The organism is Serratia sp. 506_PEND (assembly GCF_001076875.1).
In the GTDB taxonomy this organism is placed as follows: domain Bacteria; phylum Pseudomonadota; class Gammaproteobacteria; order Enterobacterales; family Enterobacteriaceae; genus Serratia; species Serratia marcescens.
The window spans coordinates 14,079-33,558 of record NZ_JVEL01000504.1 but is presented as its reverse complement, the minus strand read 5'-3'; the positions used below and the strand labels follow the sequence as shown (position 1 = coordinate 33,558).

Below are 19,480 nucleotides of genomic sequence, written 5' to 3'. Positions count from 1 at the left end.
CGGGCGGCATCGCAACGGTCAGCCGTTTTTCATCGCTTCCAGCTCTTCCCAACGGGCGAAAGCCTGTTCCAGCGCTTGCTCGGCATCAGCCAGCGCCGTCAGCACTTCTTGCGTTTCGCTGTGCGGCCGCGTGAAGAAATCCGCGTCACTCATCTGCGCCTGCAGCGCTTCGATTTCCGCTTCCAGCTGTTCGAGCCGCTGCGGCAACTGTTCCAGCTCACGCAGCAGGTTGTAACTCAGCTTGGCCGCCGTTTTCTTCGGCTGTTCGGCCTTTTTCTCCGCCGCCGGTTTGCTCGCGCTCGGCGCCGCCTGACGAATCGGTTTCGCCGTCGCGCGCTGGTGATGCGCATCGTAGTAACCGCCGACGAAGGCATTGATCACGCCGTTGCCTTCGAAGATCCAGCACTCGGTCACCGAGTTGTCGACGAACTGACGATCGTGGCTGACCAGCAGTACGGTGCCCTGGTAGCCGTCGATCAGCTCTTCCAGCAACTCCAGCGTTTCGACGTCGAGATCGTTGGTTGGTTCATCGAGGATCAGCAGATTGCTCGGTTTAAGAAACAGCTTAGCCAACAGCAGGCGGTTACGCTCACCGCCCGACAGCGCCTTCACCGGCGTCATCGCGCGTTTCGGATGGAACAGGAAGTCCTGCAGATAGCCCAATACGTGGCGAGGACGGCCGTTGACCATCACTTCCTGCTTGCCTTCCGCCAGATTGTCCATCACCGTGCGTTCCGGATCGAGATCGGCGCGGTGCTGGTCGAAATAGGCCACTTCCAGCTTGGTGCCGCAGTGCACGCGGCCGCTGTCGGCTTTCAGCTGACCGAGCATCAGTTTCAGCAGCGTGGTTTTGCCGCAGCCGTTCGGCCCCACCAGCGCAATCTTGTCGCCGCGCTGCACCTGGGCGGAGAAACCGCGCACCAGCACTTTTTCGCCAACCTGATAATTGACGTCTTCCAGCTCGAATACGATTTTGCCGGAGCGGGTCGCCTCTTCCACTTGCATCTTGGCGGTGCCCATCACTTCGCGGCGCTGCGAGCGCTCGACGCGCAGCGCCTTCAGCGCGCGCACGCGGCCCTCATTGCGGGTGCGGCGCGCCTTGATGCCCTGACGGATCCAGACCTCTTCCTGCGCCAGCTTGCGGTCGAACTCGGCGTTTTGCAGCTCTTCCACCCGCAGCGCTTCTTCTTTGCTCTGCAGATACAGATCGTAGTTGCCCGGCCAGGAAACCAGCTTGCCGCGATCCAGATCGACGATGCGCGTCGCCATGTTGCGGATAAACGAACGGTCGTGCGAGATGAAGACGATGCTGCCGTCGAACTCTTTCAGGAAACCTTCCAGCCAGTCGATAGTTTCGATATCCAGGTGGTTGGTCGGTTCGTCGAGCAGCAGCACGCGCGGCGAGCTCACCAGCGCGCGGCCCAGCGCCGCTTTACGCAGCCAGCCGCCGGACAGTGAGGAAAGCTCGGCGTCGCCGTTCAGCCCCAGCTGCAGCAGCACTTCGCTGATGCGGCTGTCGAGCTGCCACAGCCCCTGGTGATCGAGGATCTCCATGATTTGCGCCATGCGCGCCAGGTTTTTCTCGCTTGGATCGCTTTCCACCAGGTGAGAGATCGCGTGATAGGCCTTCAGGTGTTCCGCCTGCTCCGCAACGCCTTCCGCCACGAAGTCGAACACGCTGCCGCCGATATTGCGCGGCGGATCCTGTTGCAGACGCGCCACGATCAGATCCTGTTCGTAGATCACCCGGCCATCGTCCAGCGGGATCTCTTTGCCGAGGATCTTCAGCAGCGTGGATTTGCCGGCGCCGTTGCGCCCGACCAGACACACGCGCTCGTTGTCTTCAATATGAATTTCGGTGTTGTCTAACAGTGGCGCATCGCTGAAAGAGAGCCAGGCGCCGGACATGCTGATTAACGACATAGTAATTATTTTCCTTCGCCGGCGTGAGTCACCAGCCAGCAGTTGTGGATCTGACGGTTACGGGCAAAATCCTGCGACAGCGTCTTGGCGGTGATCTCTTTCGCCTCCAGACCCAACGCGCTCAGCCCTGCCATATCCATTTGGAAACCGCGCTTGTTGTTCGAGAACATGATGGTTCCGTTGCGGCGCAGCAACCGTTTCAAATCTTTCATCAGCGCCAGATGATCGCGCTGCACGTCAAAGGTGTTCTCCATCCGCTTGGAGTTGGAGAACGTCGGCGGATCGATGAAGATCACGTCGAACTGTTCATTGGCGTTGCTCAGCCAAGACAGGCAATCGGCCTGGATCAGCCGATGCTGACGGCCGGTCAGGCCGTTGGCGCGCAGGTTCTTCTCCGCCCATTCCAGGTAAGTACGCGACATGTCCACCGTGGTGGTGCTGCGCGCGCCGCCCAGCCCGGCGTGCACGCTGGCGGTGCCGGTGTAAGCGAACAGGTTGAGGAAATCCTTGCCGCCGCTCATCTCGCCCAGCATACGGCGCGCGATGCGGTGATCGAGGAACAGACCGGTATCAAGATAGTCGGTCAGGTTGACCCACAGTTTGGCGTTATACTCTTCCACCAGCAGGAACTCGCCCTTCTGCGCCAGCTTCTCGTACTGGTTTTTGCCCTTCTGCCGCTCGCGGGTTTTCAGGATCAGTTGATTCGACGGCAGCTCCAGCACCGCCAGCGTCGCGTTGATCACATCGAACAGACGCTGACGTGCTTTCTGCGCATCGACGGTTTTCGGCGGCGCATATTCCTGCACCACCACCTTGCTGCCGTAGCGATCCACCGCAACGTTGTATTCTGGCAGATCGGCATCGTACAGGCGGTAGCATTCAATGCCCTGCTGTTTCGCCCACTTGTCGAGCTTCTTCAAATTCTTGCGCAGACGGTTGGCGAAATCTTCCGCCACCTGCACGCCGCCGGTGGCGCTACCGGCCGGGCTTGCCGCCAGCTGATAATTTTTCTGCACGCACTCCAGCGGGCCGTTCTTCGCCTTGAACTGGCGCTCGGCGCGCAGCTGCAGGCAGCTCAACAGCTCCGGCGAGGCGCTGAACAGCGACAGTTGCCAACCGCCGAAGGCGCTTTTCATCACGCGGCCCAGCATGTTGTGCAGCGCGATCAGCGCCGGTTCGCTTTCCAGGCGTTCGCCGTACGGCGGGTTGCTGATCACCGTGCCGTGCGGGCCTTCCGGCAGCGGGTTGGTCAAGCGCGCGACGTCGCCGACGTTGAAGGTGATCAGCTCGGCGACGCCGGCGCGGCGGGCGTTGCCGCGCGCCATTTCAATCACCCGGCGATCGATATCGGAACCGAAGAAGCGAGAGGCGGTTTCCTGCAGGCCACGGCGCGCACGCACCTGCGCTTCGGTGGTGACTTCACGCCACAGTTCGGCGTTGTGGCCATTCCAGGCGCTGAAGCCCCAGTGTTGACGGTGCAGGCCCGGCGCGCGATCGGCAGCGATCATCGCCGCTTCGATCAACAGCGTGCCGGAGCCGCACATCGGATCAAGCATCGGCGTGCCCGGCTGCCAGCCGGAACGCAGCACGATGGCGGCCGCCAGGTTTTCCTTCAGCGGCGCCTGGCCGGTGAGATCGCGGTAGCCGCGCTGATGCAGACCTTCGCCGCTCAGATCGAGCGCCACGCTGGCCATATCGCGCTGCAGGAAGACGTTAACGCGAATGTCCGGCTGCTGTTTGGCGACCGTCGGGCGTTGGTCGAGTTTGCGGGTGAAGCTGTCGACGATGGCGTCTTTCACCTTCAGCGCGCCATATTGGCTGTTGCGGATCTCTTCGTTCACGCCGCTGAAATGCACGGCAAAGGTTTTATCCACGCCAAAAATGCTCGGCCAGTCGATCGCCTGCACCCCGAGGTACAGATCCAGATCGCTGTGCACGCGGAATTCGTTCAGCGGCAACAGAATGCGCGAAGCCAGGCGGCTCCACAGCAAGCTTTGGTACAGAAGACGATCGTCACCCTGAAAATGTACCCCGCCCTGCACCACTTTGCAGTCGTGAGCGCCAAGCGCTTCCAGCTCGCTTTTTAACAGTTCTTCCAATCCACGCGCCGTGCTGGCAAACAGAGAGTTCATATCGTACTTATCACCAAAAAGAAAATTGTTGCGCATTATAGCTAATCCGCACCGCTTGTCATAAAGTTGCTCCCTTCTATTTAATCATCGCACGGAGATAAGGGTGATCACGCTTTCCAAACTCTACGTCCATCCGGTTAAATCACTGCGCGGCCTGCAGCTTTCTTACGCCCAGGTCGGCAGCAGCGGTCTGGCCTTCGACCGCAACTTTATGATCACCGAGCCGGACGGCACCTTTATTACCGCGCGCCAATATCCGCAGATGGTGCTGTTCACGCCGGCGCTGCTGCCGGACGGGCTGTTCCTGACCGCGCCGGACGGCGAAAGCGCCGCCATTCGCTTCAGCGACTTCGCCGCCGCGCCGCAGCCGACCGAGGTATGGGGCAACCATTTCACCGCGCTGACTGCGCCAGATGAGATCAACCGTTGGCTGAGCGGCTATTTCCAGCGCGACGTGCAGCTGCGCTGGCTGGGGCCGGAGCTGACCCGCCGGGTCAAGAAGCACCCTGAAATCCCGCTGACGTTTGCCGACGGCTACCCTTATCTGCTGATTAACCAGGCTTCGTCCAACGATCTGCAGCAGCGTTGCCCCGGCAGCATCAAGCTGGAACAGTTCCGCCCCAATCTGGTGGTGAGCGGCGCTACCGCCTGGGCTGAAGACGGCTGGCAGGTGATCCGCGTCGGCGACGTCATGTTCGATCTGGTGAAACCCTGCAGCCGCTGCGTGCTCACCACCGTCAGCACCGAGCGTGGCCGCAAGCACCCGAGCGGCGAACCGCTCAGCACGCTGCAAAAATTCCGCTCCGCCGACAACGGCGATATCGATTTCGGCCAGAATATGATCGCGCGCAACAGCGGCATCATCCGCGTGGGCGATACGGTGGAAGTGCTGTCGACCAAGCCGCCGCGCCCTTATGGCGCAGGCAAAGTGGTGGAGAGCGTGCAAGCGCCGCAAGACAGCGCGCACAGCGTCACGATCGAATATGAAGGAAAGGTGTTTACCGGCAACAACCAGCAGATTTTGCTCGAACAGCTGGAGCAGCAAGGCATCCGCGTGCCTTACTCGTGCCGCGCCGGGATTTGCGGCAGTTGCCGCATTACGTTGCTGAGCGGTGAAGTCGCGCCCCTGAAGAAAAGCGCGCTGGGCGACAACGGCACCATCCTGTGCTGCAGCTGCATCCCGAAAAGTGATTTGACCCTGGCGTAATCCGCCTTATACCGCCCTGTCGTAAGCCGGGGCGGCGCTTTCATCCTGCGCGCAGGGTTTCAGCCGATCGTGCATCACCTTGATGGCGTCGCCCAATACCATGGTACGGCCGGCGACCGTCAGCTGATTTTGCGCCAGCAGGCACAGGCTGGCGTTATCCCCGGCCTCCACCACCAGCAAGCGCGCTTCCGCGCCGCTCTCCATCACTTTCACCGCCGCCAGCTCGCCGTTTTTCGGCTGCAGCGGGTAATGCTGCTGCGAGAAATGCCAGCTCTTTGGCATCAGCGGTTTCAGGAAGCGATAGGCGACCAGCGCATTCAACACCAGCTCGGCGCGCTGTTCATGGCTCAGCTTGACCTGCTTGCACTGTTCTTCATAGGTGAAATAAAGGGCGGCGTCATCCACGCAAAAAGCGCATTCATCAAAGGCGTCCGGCGTTAACATTTTGGCCGGGAAACGTGAACGAAAGATCATACCATTAGCTAAATCCAGCATTAGCCGATCGTGTTCGGCATCAAAATACCAACGCCAATTATCGTCAGGTTTTATCTTCATTTCGTATCCTTCTCGCTGCCTATGCCAACGCCGCACTCACCCTAAAAGGCGATTTTATCACCGATAAAATAGCTTAAACATCGGATAATTCCGCGAACGATATTTATGCTAACGAACAAAATATAGACGAGCCGGGGGCAGAAATAAACCCCCGGAATAAAATGAGAGGAAAAATATTAGATATGGGTAACGATATCTTTAATCAAACGCGGGCCGTGATAGATAAATCCGGAATAAATTTGCAGCAGGCTCGCGCCGGCCTCCATTTTTTCGCGCGCCGCCGTCAGCGAATCGATGCCGCCTACGCCGATAATCGGCAGGCGCCCCTGCAGTTCGGTGGAGAGACGACGGATCACTTCGGTGCTGCGTGATTGCAACGGACGCCCGCTTAACCCGCCCGCTTGTTCGCAATAATTCAACCCCTGGATCAATTTTCGATCCAACGTGGTATTGGTGGCGATCACGCCATCGATATTATGCCGCACCAGGCTATCGGCAATTTGGATCAATTCTTCTTCTGAAAGATCCGGCGCGATCTTTACCGCCACCGGCACATATTTGTGATGACGCGCATGTAATTCCTGCTGCTTATTTTTAATCGCAGCCAAAAGATCGTCCAGCGCTTCGCCATACTGTAAGGATCGTAACCCCGGCGTATTCGGTGAAGAGATGTTAATCGCGATATATCCGGCATACGGATAAACTTTATCCATGCAGATCAAATAATCGTCTTTTCCCTGCTCGACCGGCGTGTCTTTATTCTTGCCGATATTGATCCCAAGAATGCCGCCGAAATGGGATTTCTTAACGTTTTCAACCAGATTGTCCACGCCATGGTTATTGAACCCCATGCGGTTAATCAGGCCTTCCGCCTCAACCACGCGGAACAAGCGCGGCTTGTCATTGCCCGGTTGCGGACGCGGCGTCACGGTGCCAACTTCCACATGGCCGAAGCCCATCGCGCCGAACGCATCGATGCATTCGCCGTTTTTATCCAGACCGGCGGCCAATCCCAGCGGGTTTTTAAACGACAGCCCCATGCAGCTGACCGGTTTGGTCGGCACGGACTGACGGACAAGAAACGCTAATGGGGTGCCGGTAATACGGCTGAGCTGACGAAAGGTCACTTCGTGCGCGCGCTCCGGATCGAGCTGGAACAACGCTTTCCTGATGAGGGGGTAGTACATGGACTCTCCTGATTTCCCGGTTGCAAACCGGGGGCGTATTATCCGGTATCCCCCGCCTAATTGGAATTGATTAAAGGCAAAAAAAGCCGTTTTTACGCAATCGTTTTCCCTCTTCGCCGCCAAATCGCTGCCAATCCGCTTTTGCGCATATCCAAATCAAAAAATGAGATTTAAAAAACGCGCCCGGTTGCTGGTAGGTTTAAAACACTTCCCATTGATTTTCTAATTAAACCTAACTTTTAGTTATAAGGAGTGGCAATGCGCGTTATATCACTGGCCGGTAGCCCACGCATCCCATCACGTTCCGCCGCGCTGCTCTCGCTGAGTCAGAACTGGCTGCGGCAGCAAGGGGTGGAAGTGACGGCCTATACCCTGCACGACTTTGACGCCGAAGATCTGCTGTACGCCAACTTCAACAGTCCGGCGATCAAGGCGTTTGCCGAGCAGCTGGCGCAGGCCGACGGCCTGCTGATTTCCACGCCGGTTTATAAAGCGTCGTTCTCCGGCGCGCTGAAAACCCTGCTGGATCTGCTGCCGGAACGCGCTCTGGATCATAAGGTGGTGTTGCCGCTGGCGACCGGGGGGTCTGTCGGCCACATGCTGGCGGTGGACTATGCGTTGAAACCGGTGCTGGCGGCGCTGAAAGCGCAAGAGGTGCTGCACGGCGTGTTCGCCGACGACAGCCAGATCCAGTTGACCGACGAAGGCGCCACGCTCACCGACGCCGTGGCCGCCCGGCTGGAAGAGGCACTGGCCAGTTTCTATCTGGCGCTTGGCCGCCGCAAACCGCCTGCGCTGCGCGTCGCCTCGCCACTGGCGGCGCGTCAAACCGCCTGAAACGCCTGGAAAAGGAGAGCCTGAATGAAACAACGCATCGCTTTGCGGCGTTGGCTGAGCGCCGCCGCCTTCACCGGCCTGCTGTCGCTGGTTTGGGCCAACGCCGCCGTCGCTCAGGATCCGGCGCAATTCCGCATCGGCTACCAAAAAGGATCGGTCAGTCTGGTGCTGGCGAAGAGCCACCGGCTGCTGGAGGAACGTTTCCCCGCCACCCGCATCAGTTGGATCGAGTTTCCCGCCGGCCCGCAGATGCTGGAGGCCTTGAACGTCGGCAGCATCGATCTGGGCAGCACCGGCGATATTCCGCCGATCTTCGCGCAGGCCGCCGGGGCGGATCTGCTGTATGTCGGCGTTGAGCCGCCCAAACCGAAGGCGGAAGTGATCCTGGTGCCGGAAAACAGCCCGATCAAAACCGTCGCCAATCTGAAAGGCCATAAGGTCGCGTTCCAGAAAGGATCCAGCTCACATAACCTGCTGCTGCGATCGCTGCAAAAAGCCGGACTGAAATTTACGGATATCCAGCCTGCCTATTTAACGCCCGCTGATGCGCGCGCTGCATTCCAGCAGGGCAACGTCGATGCCTGGGCGATCTGGGATCCTTATTATTCCGCCGCGCTGCTGCAGGGCGGCGTGCGGGTGCTCGGCGACGGCACCGATCTGAATCAGACCGGTTCCTTCTATCTGGCGGCGCGCCCCTATGTCGAAGCTAATGGCGCCTTTATCAGCCAGGTCTTGACGGTGCTGACCCAGGCCGATGCGCTCACCCGCAGCGACCGGGCGCAAAGCGTGACCCTGCTGGCCAACGCCATGGGGCTGCCGGAACCGGTGATCGCCAGCTATCTGGATCACCGCCCTCCGACCGCCATCACACCGCTCGATGCGCATACGATCGCCGCGCAGCAGCAAACCGCCGACCTGTTTTACGCCAACCGGTTGGTGCCGGTGAAGGTCGACATCTCGCAACGCATCTGGCGCCCAAGCGCACAATAAATACGGGGGAACATTGACGATGAGCCTGAACGTTTTCTGGTTTTTACCCACCCATGGCGACGGCCACTATCTTGGCAGCACGCAGGGCGCTCGCAGCGTCGATCACGGTTACTTGCAGCAGATCGCCCAGGCGGCGGATCGGCTGGGATTCGGCGGCGTGCTGATCCCCACCGGTCGCTCTTGCGAAGACTCCTGGCTGGTGGCCGCCTCGCTGATCCCGGTCACCCAGCGGCTGAAATTTTTGGTCGCGTTGCGGCCGGGCATCATCTCCCCTACGCTGGCGGCGCGTCAGGCGGCGACGCTGGATCGCCTGTCCAACGGGCGCGCGCTGTTCAATCTGGTCACCGGCGGCGATCCGGAAGAGCTGGCGGCGGAGGGGTTACATCTCAGTCATGAAGAGCGTTACGAGGCCTCGACCGAGTTCACTCATATCTGGCGCCGGGTGCTGGAAGGGGAAACCGTCGATTTCCACGGCAAGCATATTCAGGTGAAAGGTGCCAAGCTGCTGTTCCCGCCGGTGCAGCAGCCGCGCCCGCCGCTCTATTTCGGCGGATCCTCCGCCGCCGCGCAGGATCTGGCCGCTGAACAGGTAGAAATGTACCTCACCTGGGGAGAGCCGCCGGCGCAGGTCAAAGAGAAGATCGAGGAAGTACGCGCCAAAGCGGCGGCGAAGGGCCGCCAGGTGCGTTTCGGCATCCGTCTGCACGTCATCGTGAGGGAAACCACCGAAGAGGCCTGGCGCGCCGCCGATCGGCTGATCGCGCACCTCGATGAGGAAACCATCGCCAACGCGCAGCAGGCCTTTGCGCGCTTCGACTCCGTCGGCCAACGGCGCATGGCGGCGCTGCACGGCGGCAAAAAGGATAACCTGGAGATCAGCCCGAACCTGTGGGCCGGCATCGGCCTGGTGCGCGGCGGCGCCGGCACCGCGCTGGTGGGCGATGGCCCGACGGTCGCGGCGCGCATGCAGGAATATGCCGATCTGGGCATCGACACCTTTATTCTCTCCGGCTATCCGCATCTGGAAGAGGCCTACCGCGTCGGCGAACTGCTGTTCCCGCACCTCGATCTGGCGCAGGAGGAAACGCCCGCTCGCCTTCAACCGGTGCGCCCGCAGGGCGAAGTGGTGGCTAACATCTATGTTCCGCAAAAAGTATCGCAGAGCTGAGGAGCGCCCCGATGGCAAATAACGTACAACGCATCCTGTATCGGCTGGCTCCCTGGGCGCTGCCGTTGGCGCTGGTGATCATCTGGCAGATCGCCGTCGAAACCGGCTGGCTGTCCAACCGCATTTTGCCGGCGCCGAGTGCGGTGCTGGCCGCCTTCTGGCGCCTGAGCCAAAGCGGCGAACTGTGGCAGCACCTGAGCATCAGCAGCCAGCGCGCGTTGATCGGCTTTGGCATCGGCGGCAGCATCGGACTGATACTCGGCTTTATTACCGGGCTGTCGCGCTGGGGTGAACGCCTGCTGGACAGCTCGGTGCAAATGATCCGCAACGTGCCGCATCTGGCGCTGATCCCGTTGGTGATCCTGTGGTTCGGCATCGATGAATCCGCCAAGATCTTTCTGGTGGCGCTCGGTACGCTGTTTCCGATTTATCTCAACACCTATCACGGCATCAAAAACATCGATCGCGGCCTGTTGGAGATGGCCCGCAGCTACGGCCTGAGCGGTTTCCGCCTGTTTACACAGGTGGTGCTGCCGGGCGCGCTGCCGTCGATTATGGTCGGCGTGCGTTTCGCTCTCGGCTTCATGTGGCTGACGCTGATCGTCGCCGAAACCATCTCGGCCAATTCGGGCATCGGCTACCTGGCGATGAACGCGCGTGAATTTCTGCAAACCGACGTGGTGGTGGTGGCGATCGTGCTGTACGCCCTGCTCGGCAAGCTGGCGGACGTGGGCGCGCAGCTGTTGGAGCGCGTCTGGTTGCGCTGGCATCCGGCCTATCAACTGAAACAGGGAGAAGCGCTATGACCCTTCCCGCTCGCCTTGCGCAAGGCACGCCGGTGACGCTGGAGTCCATCGGCAAACGTTACGGCAACCGCACGGTGCTGGACAATATTCAGCTGCGCATTTCCGCCGGGCAGTTCGTGGCGGTGGTCGGCCGCAGCGGCTGCGGCAAGAGCACCCTGCTGCGCCTGTTGGCCGGCCTGGAACAGGCCAGCAGTGGCGCGCTGCTCAGCGGCAACGCGCCGCTTGCCGCCGCTAAAGAGGATACCCGGTTGATGTTTCAGGATGCGCGCCTGTTGCCGTGGAAAACGGTGATCGACAACGTAGGTCTGGGGCTGCGCGGCCAGTGGCGCGACGCGGCGCTGCAGGCGCTGGACGCGGTCGGTTTGGCGGATCGCGCCCACGATTGGCCGGCGGCGCTGTCCGGTGGACAAAAACAGCGGGTCGCCCTGGCGCGCGCGCTGATCCACCGTCCCCGCCTGCTGCTGCTGGACGAACCGCTCGGAGCGCTGGATGCCCTGACGCGCATCGAGATGCAAGGGCTGATAGAAACGCTGTGGCAACAACACGGTTTTACCGTACTGCTGGTCACACATGACGTCAGCGAAGCCATCGCGCTGGCGGATCGGGTGATCCTGATCGAAGAGGGGCATATCGGGCTGGATCTGGCCATCGATCTGCCGCGGCCGCGCCGCAAAGGCTCGGCCAGGCTGGCGGAACTGGAGGCCGAAGTGCTGGAACGGGTGTTATCGCCGCCGGCCGCAGCGGACAGTACCCGCCGGGCGGTGAACTGAACGGATAAAAAAAGGGACGGCGCAGGCCGTCCCCCTTATCTATTCAGCGCGAAAAGATCAGGCGTCGAGCGCCTTGCTGATCTTCTCATACAGATCGCCGGACAGGTTTTCCAACCCTTTCAGCTGTTCCAACGCCTTGCGCATCAGCGCCTGACGGCCCGCGTCGTAACGCTTCAGGCGAATCAGCGGTTCAATCAGGCGCGCGGCGATCTGCGGGTTGCGCTGGTTGAGATCGCTGAGGATCTCCGCCAGGAACTGATAGCCGCTGCCGTCCGCGGCATGGAACGCCGCCGGGTTGCCGGAAGCGAAGCCGCCGATCAGCGAACGGGTACGGTTCGGGTTGCTCAGGCTGAACGAACGGTGATGCAACAGTGCGCGCACCTTGCTCAACACATCTGCCGCCGGGCTGCTGCCCTGCAGCACGAACCACTTGTCCATCACCAGGCCATCCTGATGCCAGCGCTCGTCGAACGCCGCCAGCAGCGCATCGCGGCACGGCAGCTGGGCCGCGACCGCAGCAGACAGCGCCGCCAGCGAGTCGGTCATGTTGTCCGCCTGGCGATACTGTTCGCTCACCAGCTGGTCCGCCAGCGCCACATCTTCGCCGAACGCCAGATAGCCCAGGCACACATTACGCAAGGCGCGCTTGGCGATCTCGGCATGCTCCACGCGGTAGCCGTCGGTCTTGTTGGCGTGATACACCGCCAGCCACTCATCGGCCAACTCCCGCGCCAGACAGCGTACGATCGCTTCGTGCACCGCGGCGATCGCTTCCGGATCGATAGTGGCGAACAGCTCGGCGATTTCGTTCTCCGACGGCAGCGTCAGGATCTGCGCCGCCAGCGCCGGATCCAGTTTTTCGTCCAGCAGCACCGCGCGGAACGCATCAGCCACGTGCAGCGGCAGCGACAGCGGCTGCTTCTGCTGGTGCCGCGCCACGTTCAGCTTGATATAGGTCGCCAGCAGGCTCTGTGCCGCATCCCAACGCGCAAATTCATTGCGTGCGTGCTGCATCAGGAAGGTCAGTTGCTGATCGCTGTACGGATAGTCCAGCTTCACCGGCGCGGAGAATTCGCGCAGCAGCGACGGCACCGGCTTGTGCGCCACGCCGTCGAACACGAAAGTTTGCTCCGCTTCGGTGACGTTCAGCACGTTGTTGACCGGCAGGCCGCCTTTTTGCAATGGAATGACATTGCCTTCGCTGTCGTACAGTTCGATATCCAGCGGAATATGCAGCGGCAACTTCTCCGGCTGATCGGCGGTCGGCGCGGTCTTCTGGCTGACATGCAGGCGATACTGTTGGGTTTCCGCGTCGTACTCGTCGCGCACCGTCAACAGCGGCGTGCCGGACTGGCTATACCAACGGCGGAAGCGCGACAGATCGACGTTAGACGCATCCTCCATCGCCTGAACGAAATCGTCGCAGGTAGCGGCGCTGCCGTCGTGGCGTTCGAAATAGAGCTGCATCCCTTTCTGGAAGTTCTCCTCCCCCAACAGGGTATGCATCATGCGGATCACTTCGGAACCCTTTTCATACACCGTGAGGGTGTAGAAGTTGTTCATCTCGATGACTTTGTCCGGGCGGATAGCGTGCGCCATCGGGCTGGCGTCTTCGGCAAATTGCGCGCCGCGCATCACGCGCACATTGTCGATGCGGTTGACTGAACGCGATCCCAGATCGGAACTGAATTCCTGATCGCGGAACACCGTCAGCCCCTCTTTCAGGCTGAGCTGGAACCAGTCTCGGCAGGTCACGCGGTTACCGGTCCAGTTGTGGAAGTATTCGTGGCCAATCACCGCTTCGATGTTCAGGTAATCCTTGTCGGTGGCGGTTTCCGCCTTCGCCAGCACATATTTGGAGTTAAAGATATTTAACCCTTTGTTCTCCATCGCGCCCATATTGAAGAAATCGACCGCCACGATCATATAAATGTCGAGATCGTATTCCAGGCCGAAGCGGGTCTCGTCCCACTTCATCGAGTTCTTCAGCGAAGTCATCGCCCAGTCGGCGCGATCCAGGTTGCCGCGATCGACGAACAGCTCCAGTGCGACCTTACGGCCGGAGCGGGTGGTGAAGCTGTCGCGCAGCACGTCGAAGTCCCCCGCCACCAGCGCGAACAGGTAGCAAGGTTTCGGGAACGGATCCTGCCATTGCACCCAGTGGCGGCCATCGGCCAATTCGCCCTGGCCAATGCGGTTGCCGTTTGACAGCAGGAACGGATAGCGCGCCTTGTCGGCCACGATGCGGGTAGTAAAGCGCGCCAGCACGTCCGGGCGATCCTGGTAATAGGTAATGTGGTGGAAGCCTTCGGCTTCGCATTGCGTGCACAGCGCATCGCCGGACAGGTACAGCCCTTCCAGCGCGGTGTTCTTCGCCGGATGAATATCGTTGACAATGGTAAGAGTGAATTGTGCCGGCAACTCTTCGATGATCAGCTGGTTATCCTGCTGACGGTAGGCGCTCCACGGTTGGCCGTCCACCTGAATGCTCACCAGCGTCAAATCTTCGCCATCCAGCACCAGCGGTGCACCGGCCGCCCCCTGACGTTTGATTTTACTGACGGCGGTCACGCGCGTGGTTTCCGCATCCAAACTGAAGTCCAAATCGATATCGGTCGTGGTGTAATCGGGCGCGCGATAATCGTGGCGGTATTTTGCCTGTGGCTGTTGTGTCATAAAAACCCTTAAACGTCTCAGTGAGTTATAGGTGCCAGGCTGCGATTCTCCTTCGTACCGCAGCCGGTATGTTCCCCTGCGGCGCGCGGTGAGCCTGAATTGTGAATAAACTGTATCACAGCTGACCGAAAAGCCCAGAGCCGCAGGGCGACCAAGAGAGAGAAATCAGAGGCAAATCATAAATCGGCCGGCAGGCGGCAGTGCGGGTGACCAATGGCTAAATAAAAATCAGCATTTAATGCTAAAAAGCCGCCATCGCGGCGCGCCGGCATAGTTGAGGCGACACAGGCGGCATGGTGGTATAATTGCGGCATCAGGCTCAGGGATGACTCGCACTATGAAAATTAAATACGCAATCTATTTTTTTACCCTGTGCCTGATGACTTCCTTCTCTCTGTTCATCGTCGATGAGCTGCTCGAAGCCCATACCGACTACCGCGACAACCAGTTGAACCTGTACAAAATCGATCGCGCCAAAGAAATTTCCGAAGCCTTTCAGGCTGCGTTGCTGGCTCATCGCCTCAAACGATTGAGCCTGATCGATCCGCAAATCACCCGTGCGCAATGTTTAGCCGCCGATCGGGTGGCACGCGAGAGAATCACCCGGATCCGCGAACATCTGGACGATGAGGTCGCCAGACAGCTCGGGGTGCGGCAAAAAATCGCCGCGCTGTCGATGATCGCGTTGATGGAGCAGCTGCTGGATAATGACAACCTGCAGCTTTCGCAGGTCAATAACACCAACGCCAATCTGTTCAACATCAACAGCGCCTATTACATCTCGCAAACCAGCAAGAGTTATTACCGTTACACCTACGATACCCGGATGGTGGATACCGACTCCTTTATGTTTCTCGAGGCCATCCGTCTCAATAACCGGCTAAATATGTCATTGACGGAATTGAGCGATCAGATTATCGACGTCAACGTCAGCCAGCTCGTTCGCAAAGACGCCTATCTGAAGTCCATTCAGCTGACCGGCGTGCTGAACGCGCTGAGCACCCGATTGATCTTCATGAAGATCAACTACGACGATGGACAAATCACCAACATCGTCAATGCGTTGCTCGCCCAGGTGTCCGCTGAGCGCCTCCAGCAGATTACCAATGGGCTGTATACCGCTATCGATACCCATAAGCCCTACCCCACAGCGCTTATTTCTCGCTATGTCGACGATGTGAGCGGGCTTTCGCAGGCGCTGTATCAACGCAGTTTCGAATTGGAAACCCTCGCCTCGCGCCACAAGATTTACGACAGCCAGACGACCATTTACGGCATGATCGCACTCGCCGGCCTGGTGGTTTTGCTGTTCATTTTGCCGGCGTTGGTGTTCTGCACCAGCATCAACCGCTGGTTGACCAAGACCCACAACAATATCGTGCGGCTGTCGCGCGGCGAGATGAATATCGATCGCAACGACGCCTTCTACAGCCAGGAATTGATCGCCATCAGCGACGCCATTCAGCAGCTCAGGCAATACCAGCTGGACAAGGTCTCGCTGGAGAGCGAGAAACAACTGCTGATTAAAGAGCTCGAGGCCTCTTCCTTCCTCGATCCGCTCACCAATATCTACAACCGCCGTAAATTCTTCCTTGAATGTCAACTGCTGGGCAACGCCAGCTACCCGCAGGCCTTTTGCCTGATCGACATCGACAATTTCAAACAACTCAACGACAGCTACGGCCACGACGTGGGTGACCGGGCGCTGGTGGCATTCGGCCACTTGCTGCAACGCGCGTTCCGCGCCAGCGACATCTTCTGCCGCTATGGCGGCGAAGAGTTCGCGGTGCTGCTGGGCAACTGTTCGTTGGACAACGCGCGGGACATCATGGAGCAATTGCGCGCACGTACTCATCGCCTGACGCTAAATCTGGCCGACGGACGGCAAGTGCGTTTCACCACCAGCTGCGGCATCGCGCCGGTCAGCGCGTTCGCCGCGCTGCAGGCGGCGATCAAACAGGCGGACGAAGCGCTCTATTTTTGCAAAAAGAACGGCAAGGATCGGGTCAGCGTGCATACCCAGGCCGGCTTTATCTGATTCGTTGTTTAAAATAATTAACATTATAATTTTTATGACTAATTAGGCTAAGTCATTCACCTTACAGGCATATCTGGCTTTTTTTCCTCCCCGCCGCTATCCAGCCGCCATAAAGGCACGTTTAATCCTCGACCCGCTTCGGTGATTTATGGTGTGATGCAGCTTCAATAACAGGATAATCCGGGTATACTCCACCCCCACTTTTATGATTATCCGGATTTGGACACGCGCCTGACGAGGATGCTGTAACGCGCTATGACTCAATACGCTTCCCCGATTTTGACATCACTGCTTGATACCGATGCTTATAAGCTTCATATGCAGCAAGCAGTGTTCCATCGCTATCCCGCGATCAGCGTGGCGGCGGAATTCCGCTGCCGCGGCGACGAACTGCTGGGCGAATATGCCGACGAGATCCGCGCGCAGGTGGCGCTGATGAGCCGGCTGGCGCTAACCGACGCCGAATTCGCTTATCTTTCGGGCCTGCCCTTCTTCCGTCAAGATTACCTGAACTGGCTGCGAACGTTCCGCTACGATCCGCAGCAGGTCACCATCGACAACCGCGACGGCAAGCTGCACATCCGCATCGCCGGCCCCTGGCGTGAAGTGATCATGTGGGAAGTGCCGTTGCTGGCGGTGATCAGCGAAGTGGTGCACCGCCGGCGCTCGCCGCTGGCGACGCCGGAACAGGCGGTGGCGCATCTGCAAACCAAGCTGGCGCAGTTCAAGACGTTGGCGGGCGATCTGGATCTTTCACGCTTCAAGTTGATGGACTTCGGCACCCGCCGCCGTTTCTCTCAGGGCGTGCAACAGGCCATCGTCAGCACATTGCAGGCCGAATTCCCGTACCTGTCGGGCACCAGCAATTACGATCTGGCGCACCAGCTGGGTCTGGCGCCGGTCGGCACGCAGGCGCATGAGTGGTTCCAGGCGCATCAGCAGATAAGCCCGGTGCTGGCCAACAGCCAGNGCGCCGCATTGCAGGCCTGGCTGGATGAATATCCGGACCAGCTTGGCATAGCGCTCACCGACTGCATCACCATGGATGCCTTCCTGCGCGACTTCGGCCCGCAGTTCGCCGAGCGTTATCAGGGGCTTCGCCACGATTCGGGCGATCCCGTCGAGTGGGGTGAAAAGGCCATTGCCCACTATCAGAAACTGGGCATCGACCCACTGAGCAAAACGCTGGTGTTCTCGGACAACCTGGATCTGGAAAAAGCGCTGGCGCTCTATCGCCATTTCTACCAGCGCATTAATCTCGGCTTCGGCATCGGCACGCGCCTGACCTGCGATATTCCCGGCGTTAAGCCGTTAAATATCGTGATCAAGCTGGTCGAGTGCAAAGGCAAGCCGGTAGCCAAGCTCTCCGACAGCCCCGGCAAGACCATCTGCCAGGACCAGGCGTTCGTCAGGGCTCTGCGCAAGGCCTTCGATCTGCCGCTGGTGAAGAAAGCCAGCTGAGCCTTCTTTATATAAAGAGAGAAAGCCGGCCCGGTTCTCGCGCCGGCTTTTTTGTTTTTATCCCGAACGCCCTCTTTTCAGTCAGCCGCGATAAATGTTGCGCCAATCCGATGATTTCTGCTTGTGCTCTGCACCGCGGCAAGTAACATAGCCATTACCCCCATATTCTTGGGTTGTAAGCTATTTCTAAACCAAATTATTAAAGAGAGAAATCTATGAGCGTAGTGCCTGTAGTCGACGTACTGCAAGGTCGTGCTGCGGTTGACAGTGAAGTCACCGTACGCGGCTGGGTACGTACCCGGAGAGATTCAAAAGCTGGTATCTCCTTCCTGGCCGTCTATGACGGTTCCTGCTTTGATCCGTTACAGGCCGTCGTTAATAATTCTCTGCCGAATTATCAAGATGAAGTGCTGCACCTGACCACCGGCTGTTCGGTCGAAGTTACCGGCAAGGTCGTCGCTTCACCGGGCGAAGGCCAGAGCTTCGAACTGCAGGCCACCGCGATCAAAGTGGTCGGCTGGGTCGACGATCCGGACACTTACCCGATGGCGGCCAAACGTCACAGCATCGAATACCTGCGCGAAGTGGCTCACCTGCGCCCGCGCACCAACCTGATCGGCGCCGTGGCGCGTGTGCGTCATACGCTGGCGCAGGCGATCCACCGCTTCTTCCATGAAAATGGATATTTCTGGGTGTCCACCCCGCTGATCACCGCCTCCGACACCGAAGGCGCCGGCGAGATGTTCCGCGTGTCCACGCTGGACCTGGAAAACCTGCCGCGCACCGACAAGGGCGCTGTCGACTTCAGCGAAGACTTCTTCGGTAAGGAAGCCTTCCTTACCGTTTCCGGCCAGCTGAACGGCGAAACCTACGCCTGCGCGCTGTCGAAGGTTTACACCTTCGGCCCAACCTTCCGCGCCGAAAACTCCAACACCAGCCGCCACCTGGCGGAATTCTGGATGATCGAGCCGGAAGTGGCCTTCGCGACGCTGGACGACGTTGCCGGCCTGGCCGAAAGCATGCTGAAGTATGTGTTCCAGGCGGTGCTGGATGAACGCGCCGACGATCTGAAATTCTTCGCCGAGCGCGTGGATAAAGACGCTATCGCTCGTCTGGAGCGTTTCGTTTCTTCCGATTTCGCCCAGGTGGACTACACCGACGCCATTGAGATCCTGCTGGCCTCGGGCCAAACCTTCGAAAACCCGGTCTCCTGGGGTATCGATCTCTCTTCCGAACATGAGCGTTATCTGGCGGAGAAACACTTCCAGGCGCCGGTGGTGGTGAAAAACTACCCGAAAGACATCAAGGCGTTCTACATGCGCATGAACGAAGACGGCAAAACCGTCGCGGCCATGGACGTGCTGGCGCCGGGCATCGGTGAAATCATCGGTGGTTCTCAGCGTGAAGAACGCCTCGACGTGCTCGATCAGCGTCTGGAAGAGATGGGCCTGAATAAGGAAGACTACTGGTGGTATCGCGATCTGCGTCGTTACGGCACCGTGCCGCATTCCGGTTTCGGCCTGGGCTTTGAACGTTTAATCGCCTATGTCACCGGCGTGCAAAACGTGCGCGATGTGATCCCGTTCCCACGCACGCCACGTAACGCAAGCTTCTAATTCATACGATCACACGTTTTTTAAACGATTTCGTTACAAAACAAAGGCCAGCCTCGCTGGCCTTTCGCATTTTTTAATATTGACGCACGTCACAAAGTTCCCGAAAAATTACAT

The 19,480-nt window shown here is 59.3% G+C and carries 14 protein-coding genes; 9 read left to right on the top strand and 5 right to left on the bottom strand.

From position 1 onward, the window contains the following. Nucleotides 1–18: 18 nt before the first annotated feature. Complete coding sequence (locus ADK28_RS20610; RefSeq protein ID WP_015377351.1) at nucleotides 19–1,923, bottom strand: ABC transporter ATP-binding protein; 1,905 nt, start codon at nucleotides 1,921–1,923, stop codon at nucleotides 19–21. Between the two features lie 5 nt (nucleotides 1,924–1,928). Further along, complete coding sequence (gene rlmKL / locus ADK28_RS20605) at nucleotides 1,929–4,055, bottom strand: bifunctional 23S rRNA (guanine(2069)-N(7))-methyltransferase RlmK/23S rRNA (guanine(2445)-N(2))-methyltransferase RlmL (RefSeq protein ID WP_089185319.1); 2,127 nt, start codon at nucleotides 4,053–4,055, stop codon at nucleotides 1,929–1,931. Nucleotides 4,056–4,158: 103 nt separating this feature from the next. Between rlmKL and ADK28_RS20600 the strand changes: the two genes are divergently transcribed. Further along, nucleotides 4,159–5,262, top strand: coding sequence for a YcbX family protein (locus tag ADK28_RS20600; protein WP_048796534.1), 1,104 nt, complete (start codon nucleotides 4,159–4,161; stop codon nucleotides 5,260–5,262). A gap of 6 nt (nucleotides 5,263–5,268) precedes the next feature. Here ADK28_RS20600 and ADK28_RS20595 read toward each other — a convergent pair whose 3' ends face one another. Beyond that, nucleotides 5,269–5,817, bottom strand: a complete 549-nt coding sequence (locus tag ADK28_RS20595) for a cell division protein ZapC (protein ID WP_004928171.1) — start codon at nucleotides 5,815–5,817, stop codon at nucleotides 5,269–5,271. 176 nt (nucleotides 5,818–5,993) lie between these two features. After that, nucleotides 5,994–7,004, bottom strand: a complete 1,011-nt coding sequence (pyrD, locus tag ADK28_RS20590; RefSeq protein ID WP_019454516.1) for a quinone-dependent dihydroorotate dehydrogenase — start codon at nucleotides 7,002–7,004, stop codon at nucleotides 5,994–5,996. Between the two features lie 258 nt (nucleotides 7,005–7,262). Between pyrD and ssuE the strand changes: the two genes are divergently transcribed. The 5 genes from ssuE to ssuB are packed head-to-tail and all read left to right on the top strand — an operon-like array spanning nucleotide 7,263 to nucleotide 11,575. After that, entirely contained in the window at nucleotides 7,263–7,841 is a 579-nt protein-coding gene (gene ssuE / locus ADK28_RS20585) for an NADPH-dependent FMN reductase (RefSeq protein WP_033640802.1), read from the top strand. A gap of 24 nt (nucleotides 7,842–7,865) precedes the next feature. After that, nucleotides 7,866–8,831 carry a sulfonate ABC transporter substrate-binding protein gene (locus ADK28_RS20580; RefSeq protein ID WP_048796533.1) on the top strand — a complete coding sequence of 322 codons (966 nt, stop codon included), beginning with the start codon at nucleotides 7,866–7,868 and terminating at the stop codon, nucleotides 8,829–8,831. A 19-nt stretch (nucleotides 8,832–8,850) separates the two neighbouring features. Further along, complete coding sequence (ssuD, locus tag ADK28_RS20575) at nucleotides 8,851–9,999, top strand: FMNH2-dependent alkanesulfonate monooxygenase (RefSeq protein WP_048796532.1); 1,149 nt, start codon at nucleotides 8,851–8,853, stop codon at nucleotides 9,997–9,999. 11 nt (nucleotides 10,000–10,010) lie between these two features. Further along, nucleotides 10,011–10,805, top strand: coding sequence for an aliphatic sulfonate ABC transporter permease SsuC (ssuC, locus tag ADK28_RS20570; RefSeq protein WP_033640803.1), 795 nt, complete (start codon nucleotides 10,011–10,013; stop codon nucleotides 10,803–10,805). Beyond that, entirely contained in the window at nucleotides 10,802–11,575 is a 774-nt protein-coding gene (ssuB, locus tag ADK28_RS20565; RefSeq protein ID WP_016928303.1) for an aliphatic sulfonates ABC transporter ATP-binding protein, read from the top strand. The genes ssuC and ssuB overlap by 4 nt, the downstream gene beginning before the upstream one ends. Before the next feature lie 57 nt (nucleotides 11,576–11,632). On the opposite strand, the gene pepN is transcribed toward ssuB, so the two are convergent. Further along, nucleotides 11,633–14,251, bottom strand: coding sequence for an aminopeptidase N (pepN, locus tag ADK28_RS20560; RefSeq protein ID WP_048796531.1), 2,619 nt, complete (start codon nucleotides 14,249–14,251; stop codon nucleotides 11,633–11,635). Between the two features lie 337 nt (nucleotides 14,252–14,588). Here pepN and ADK28_RS20555 point away from each other — a divergent pair, with 337 nt between their 5' ends. The 3 genes from ADK28_RS20555 (at nucleotide 14,589) to asnS (ending at nucleotide 19,366) form a co-directional block, all read left to right on the top strand. Then, nucleotides 14,589–16,289 (top strand): GGDEF domain-containing protein, encoded by a 1,701-nt coding sequence (locus ADK28_RS20555; protein WP_033640805.1) that lies wholly within the window; start codon nucleotides 14,589–14,591, stop codon nucleotides 16,287–16,289. A 255-nt stretch (nucleotides 16,290–16,544) separates the two neighbouring features. After that, complete coding sequence (gene pncB / locus ADK28_RS20550) at nucleotides 16,545–17,750, top strand: nicotinate phosphoribosyltransferase (RefSeq protein ID WP_048796530.1); 1,206 nt, start codon at nucleotides 16,545–16,547, stop codon at nucleotides 17,748–17,750. Between the two features lie 215 nt (nucleotides 17,751–17,965). Beyond that, complete coding sequence (gene asnS, locus ADK28_RS20545; RefSeq protein ID WP_004928205.1) at nucleotides 17,966–19,366, top strand: asparagine--tRNA ligase; 1,401 nt, start codon at nucleotides 17,966–17,968, stop codon at nucleotides 19,364–19,366. The last annotated feature ends 114 nt before the right edge of the window (nucleotides 19,367–19,480 follow it).